Annotated in this window: 4 protein-coding genes; all 4 read right to left on the reverse strand. The window is 38.6% G+C overall.

Annotated elements, in window-relative coordinates:
* A partial coding sequence (locus M983_RS13765; RefSeq protein ID WP_281180122.1) for a contractile injection system protein, VgrG/Pvc8 family occupies nt 1-363 on the reverse strand: 363 nt, incomplete at its 3' end.
* A 511-nt stretch (nt 364-874) separates the two neighbouring features.
* Nucleotides 875-1810, reverse strand: coding sequence for a DUF6708 domain-containing protein (locus M983_RS13770; protein WP_074388177.1), 936 nt, complete (start codon nt 1808-1810; stop codon nt 875-877).
* An 89-nt stretch (nt 1811-1899) separates the two neighbouring features.
* Entirely contained in the window at nt 1900-5250 is a 3351-nt protein-coding gene (locus M983_RS13775) for an ImcF-related family protein (RefSeq protein WP_066752068.1), read from the reverse strand.
* Nucleotides 5237-5537 (reverse strand): hypothetical protein (locus M983_RS17580; protein WP_167348686.1); only part of this gene is annotated, 301 nt, incomplete at its 5' end. The genes M983_RS13775 and M983_RS17580, both read right to left, overlap by 14 nt.

Consider the following 5537-nt stretch of genomic DNA (forward strand, 5'->3'; position numbering starts at 1 on the left):
GCGGAGTAGGGCAAAGAACGGCTCTAAGGTGAGTTGATAACGGGCTTCATCAGCAGAGCCTGATAACCGACGAAAATCGGTAACAGTGCCATGCACACGTTTATCAATCGCCTCTTGTGTGGCGAGTTGGGCTAACGATTGTATTGGCGGGGTAAACGTTAAACTGGCACTGCGTCGTAAAAGTTGTTGAGGCAATAAGTCTTTAGCCGCACAAGTAAAGGTAATTTGGTAGCGATAAGTCTCACTGATGGCTTCACGCCCGGTGAAGTGTTCCACATCGAGTAATTCATCACACCCTTGTACCTCAAGGTGATAACGGTTTTGGCCTTGAGTGAGTGATGTAATCATATCATTGATACGCATAGAGGAGACGTCCTTGAGGTTGAGGTAAAAATTATGTCATGAGTGATAAAGGTATAATTAGCTATCGAAAAAGAGGTATTTAATAAATTAAAATAATGGAACTTAGTACGTGAAATAGTTAATATTAAGGAATAATAAGGTGTTTATTTTAATTTATTTATAACGGGTTGTGTTTTTATGTTAATCACATTTAATATCTCTATTTTTTAATCAAGACTTTTTAGCTTGTTATAGTTAGGATCTCCTGAAAAAGTTTTTTCTATCGTTCCATCAGTGTAATAAATTATATTCTTCTTATCTCTTTCTTTAGCTATATCTACTCTGGTGAGATTTTTATTATGAAATATAGGAGTAAATAATATATTTTTTCATTATTGATTAATATATATTGTGCTCTATCCCAATTATTAAATAAATAAATCATTTTTTCATTAGATATTTTGTCATCAGTAATTACTGGATAATAATGAAGAGTTATGATCCCACTTTTTATTATCTTTTTATAGAATAATTAATAAAATGCGTCCCACAGATCTTTCGGGTTTGTTTTTTCATTCATGACATAAGGGTCATCTTTTTCTATTGTGCATTGTTCCTCAATTTCCTGTGGCCAAATAGGACGACGACTGGTTAATATCGCAATGTAACGAGGAATACTGAGAATAAAAATAAATGGAAATAGCAATGGCATCAAAATTTTAGGTATCCCTTTGAATAGGGTGCTGATATAAAAAAAGGTAAAACCAAAACTCTCTTTTTTATTTGCAATGGGTAAACAAAACGGAACTTGTTCAATAAGATGTTCAGGACCTTCTTCCATATAACGACGAACAAATTCCCAATGATTTTTCAGTAATTCAAGATTACCGCCAGAACCCGGAAGACAAAAGGTATCAATCACCGTTCTATTATCCTCAGCCAAAACATGACCACTAATATAATAGTCACCTTGAATGCTTTTAATATGATTAAGACCTGTGGTAAAAAAAACCTTTTTCCATGGAACGGTAATAATAGAGCCATCAGTTCGAAAGGCGTGTACTAATTGATTTTTACGATCAAATCGTAGTGGGTAATGAGTCCAAGCAAACCACTCTGTTTTAATTAAAAATAGCATAAAGATTCCCATAGGTATTGCTAGCATACCTACTATTATTAGATTTACTATTGTTTCAGAAGTATAATTTGAAAATATAGCCACTAAAAAATACACACCAAAAATACAAGTAGAACAAAAAATACCAATAAAACTAAAAATACCTTTCGAAGAATAATATTTATCGACCATTTCAAGATAATATGAATTAATCGCAATCACTTTAATATCTGGGATTAATTCTTCATTCGTTATCTCAATTCGGTTATTTTGTTCAAGTTTACCTGCGATTTCATTCTTATTTAAAGGGCGATTAAGTTTAAACTTTGGATGTAATCCATAATAGTCCATATTAATTTTATCCTTTTTGCAATTTATCTATCTCTAAATAAAATAAGTGCGATAACGTTAATATCACGTTCCTTGTGATATCCCTATTTCTAATTATCTAAAAAAACCGTAGTCGGTAAGGTAAAATTACGGAGTTTTAATAACGCAAGCGGACCTTCACCCATTTCAGTGCGCAAGGTATATTGCAACGGTGTGCCACCTAATGTCGGCCATGATAGGGTGTAGCTACTGGTATTACCGGCATATGGCGTAACGGTGGCATTGTCTAATAAGCGAATAAACCCCCATACACCAGGATGATCGGCATATAACCGTGTTCCTGATGTGGTGCTCATCCAACTGAGTGATGCGCCTGCTGCGACAGTGTCAGCAGGCCAGACAAAGCGTTGCCATTCTGCCCGTTGATTTTGGTAGGTCAGTGTCTGCTTATCGATAACTAAAATCGTTTCCATGACATTTTTATGCGTATTCGGTCGCAATTCAAAATAAAGGCGAGCTTCACCATTGGCAAAAGCGACATCCCCTAATTCACTCAGCGTATTAAGCGCAGTTAAAAACTCAGGGTTAAACCGTAGACCTTGTGTGTTCGCCGTATTAGGTACCCACCGCTGACCTTCTTTACGTAATACACCTTGTAATCGAGTCTCTAAAAAGCGTTGAATGCGCCCAGTGTCGGGTTTTAGATATTGTGCCATCAATGGCAGTGAACTATCGCTTTGTGTATCGCTGAAAGGGTAACGTCCACTAAAAGCGCTATTCCAATCCGTGACAATCGCATTTTGCCATTCACTATTAATGCCTTGTGCGGTTGGTGTGAGTAACTGTTGCCATGCGTGAGTCATGGGCTCAACTAACAAGGTCTCACCAAAACGATGCCATTCTTGACCTAAACTTGCGGCAATTAATTGTCCATAATCCCACGTTTGCGTTAAATCACTGCTTTTGCCTTGAAAAATACTTTCTGCTAAGGCTTGTGACATGGCTTGAGGGTCAGGTGCATTAGCCACTTGTTGCAGTTTTAAGCGCACTCGAGTTACCCGCGTTAAATAGGCTTGTAAGCTAACGGTATCACCTGTCGCGCTATTTTGAGGGTCAATAAAATTCAATACAGGCTCAAAGACAGGCTCTAAAGGCCCTGTAAAGGTTGGCTTTTGGCTAATTACCGGTTGTTGTTTTTGGTTAAGCAGTTCAGATGCGGAGTTAACAAAAGAATCGGTGAGTTTTTCTTGCTGACGCCCTGTTTTACCTTGATAAGCGAGTGTATTCATTAAGGCAATGACGGGCGATTGACGGACATCACTCATTAAGGTGAGTTGGTCAATGGTATCGGCGAGTGTATCGGTGTTGCGCCACTTTAAGCTATTAAGAAATGCTAACCAACTGCCTGAGAAATCAGCAAAATAACGGGCAGTGAGGCGTTCTTTTAATTTTTCAGGGTCAATATCGCTATCTAACGTTTGCTGACTATCGCTTAATACCCAGTCAATCTCATTGCGTCGTGTATTTACGGCTTTTTTAATGGCGGGTTCAATGGATCCTTCCCACGCTTTGCGGGTAAAAATACCCGGTACAGTCTGTTCTGTGGTGAAAAGGGCAGTGACATCGGTATCGGCAACCATGTCATTTAAGGTCATGTCAGCATAGTTATAGTGGGCTTGTTGCAAGATGTGTTGATAGAGCGCGGTCTCTTCATTGCGTTGCCCCATCTGACGGATTAATAATGTGCGAGTATCACTGACTAAGGCACGGTCAATAGGGGGAGTCCACTCTGGGTGATGAGGTAATTGGTCGGCATAAAAATGCAGTAATTCTTTGCCTAACGTTTGCCATTCCCCAGCACTGGCATCTGTGGCAGGGGTGAATGTGGCCAGCAGGGTTTGTGTGAAAAAGTCCGCGTCCATATGTTCAGGCTGACTCATCATCAAATAGGCTTTAAGCGCTTGATAAGTCGGTTGAGTGGCATTAGCACGTTGTTCGCTGTCTGGTGGTAATTGTGCAAATTGTGTGAGTGTTTGCGTTAATTGTTGGCGTATTGGCGTTTGTAATAACGGAAGTAAGGCGGATTGATACACCGGCCAAAGTTGGGTTAATAAGGGTTGATTTTGCGATAATCCAAAGCGTAACCAAAGGGGAACATGAGTTTGTTCGCGATGGTCAAGTACACCAAGGCGTTGCTGAAATTGGTATTGAGCATTAAGACGCTCCATTCCTGACAGTTGAGGATTATTGGCAATACGCACTTGTTCACGGCTATTTTCAATTAATTGGCGATTCCCCCAATAAGAGAGCGCCATACCGACTCCCCAAACAATCATCGCAGTTGCCGCGGTATATTGCACCACTTGTTTAACATGCAACCCTAAAGGTGCCGGTTTTAACGGCGAAGGTAATTGTGCATTGGCGTTGAGGAAGGTATTCCAGTGCGTGCTGGTAACCCAATGATGTGATGATGAAGATGTTGCTGATGATAGTGTAGGTGGGCTAAATAGCATGCCTGCAAAAGGCAAAGTACGATACCCTGTCAACAATGGTGCTAATCGCTCTGCTATTTTTTGGCTACCGCCGTATTGCAATAAACGAGCTAACGCCAGTAAATAAGTGTGAGATTTATTCTGTAATACAGCTTGAGTCCCTTGTGTACTTAATGCTGGCAATACGCTTTTTAGCGCTTGAGTGACTTCATCAGGAGTGAACTGAGGTGGTGTTGCATACAATATGGGCGGCGTTTGGTCAGCCGTCATTTCACCGTGATTACCCATATTCCATACCCAGATTGGGGCTTGATAGTGTAATTGTTGAAAGAGGTGATGGAAATAGCGATTGGCGATGTCAGCATTTGCACTGTTAAGTGGAATATAAGCAGGCGTATCAAGAGGTTGCTCTGTTAACGTATGCTCTGTTACCCAAATAACGCCATCTAATGGGCGACGACGACGGAGTTGTTTGAGTTCTTGGCTAATAGTTTCATCATTACTGGGTGTAATATCCCCCCCGTAAATCAATAAAGTGCCATTATTTTCTTGCCAAATATCCGAGGTTAAATGAGGGGCTAGTTTTTCTATGGAGGATTGAGGGCCTACAAGAAGTATTCGTGCAAATTTTTTAGAATTACGTCGACCGTATTGTTTAAAAATAGTGTCTATGAAAGAATTATTTTGAGTATTTATATCAGGCAAAGATTCTTTATTATGCAAAAATGGTTTACTTAATAATGGCGTTGCTTTCTTCCATCCATAAATAAAAAATGGAAATATTAATAATAAAGCAACCCAGAAAGAAAAACTAAAAAAAATAATTTCTTTTAGTGAATAGCTAGTTCCTAATAAATCATTACCAGTAAAATAGTAAGCCACACTGATTAATATAATAAAAAAGGTAATAGCAAGCGTATAAAATATAAATAAATCTTTAGTTGAAGAAAGTTTATTACTTGTTTTCATTTTTACACATAACTCCTGCTATATATTGATTATTATCATACCCAGAAATCCAGCCACAACTATTAACTTTATTTGTTATACAATAAAGTGCAGTAAATGAAATAGCAATGAATGGCGATGACTTGCTACTATCACCAAAATATTCTTGCAGTATATTTTCGGCTGAATATAGAGGGGTAGTAAGAAATTCTCTAGAAGCTTCATGATTGATAGATAGACTATTTATTGGAGATTCTTTTATATCGGCATAATGTATTATTTGTTCTGTTAATGTATTAGCATCATCA

The organism is Proteus myxofaciens ATCC 19692 (assembly GCF_001654855.1).
In the GTDB taxonomy this organism is placed as follows: domain Bacteria; phylum Pseudomonadota; class Gammaproteobacteria; order Enterobacterales; family Enterobacteriaceae; genus Proteus; species Proteus myxofaciens.

What these genes read in the sequence shown, in the direction of transcription:
- M983_RS13770 (WP_074388177.1), bottom strand. Translation starts at nt 1,810, where the DNA reads ATGGACTATTATGGATTACATCCAAAGTTTAAACTTAATCGCCCTTTA.
- M983_RS13775 (WP_066752068.1), bottom strand. Translation starts at nt 5,250, where the DNA reads ATGAAAACAAGTAATAAACTTTCTTCAACTAAAGATTTATTTATATTT.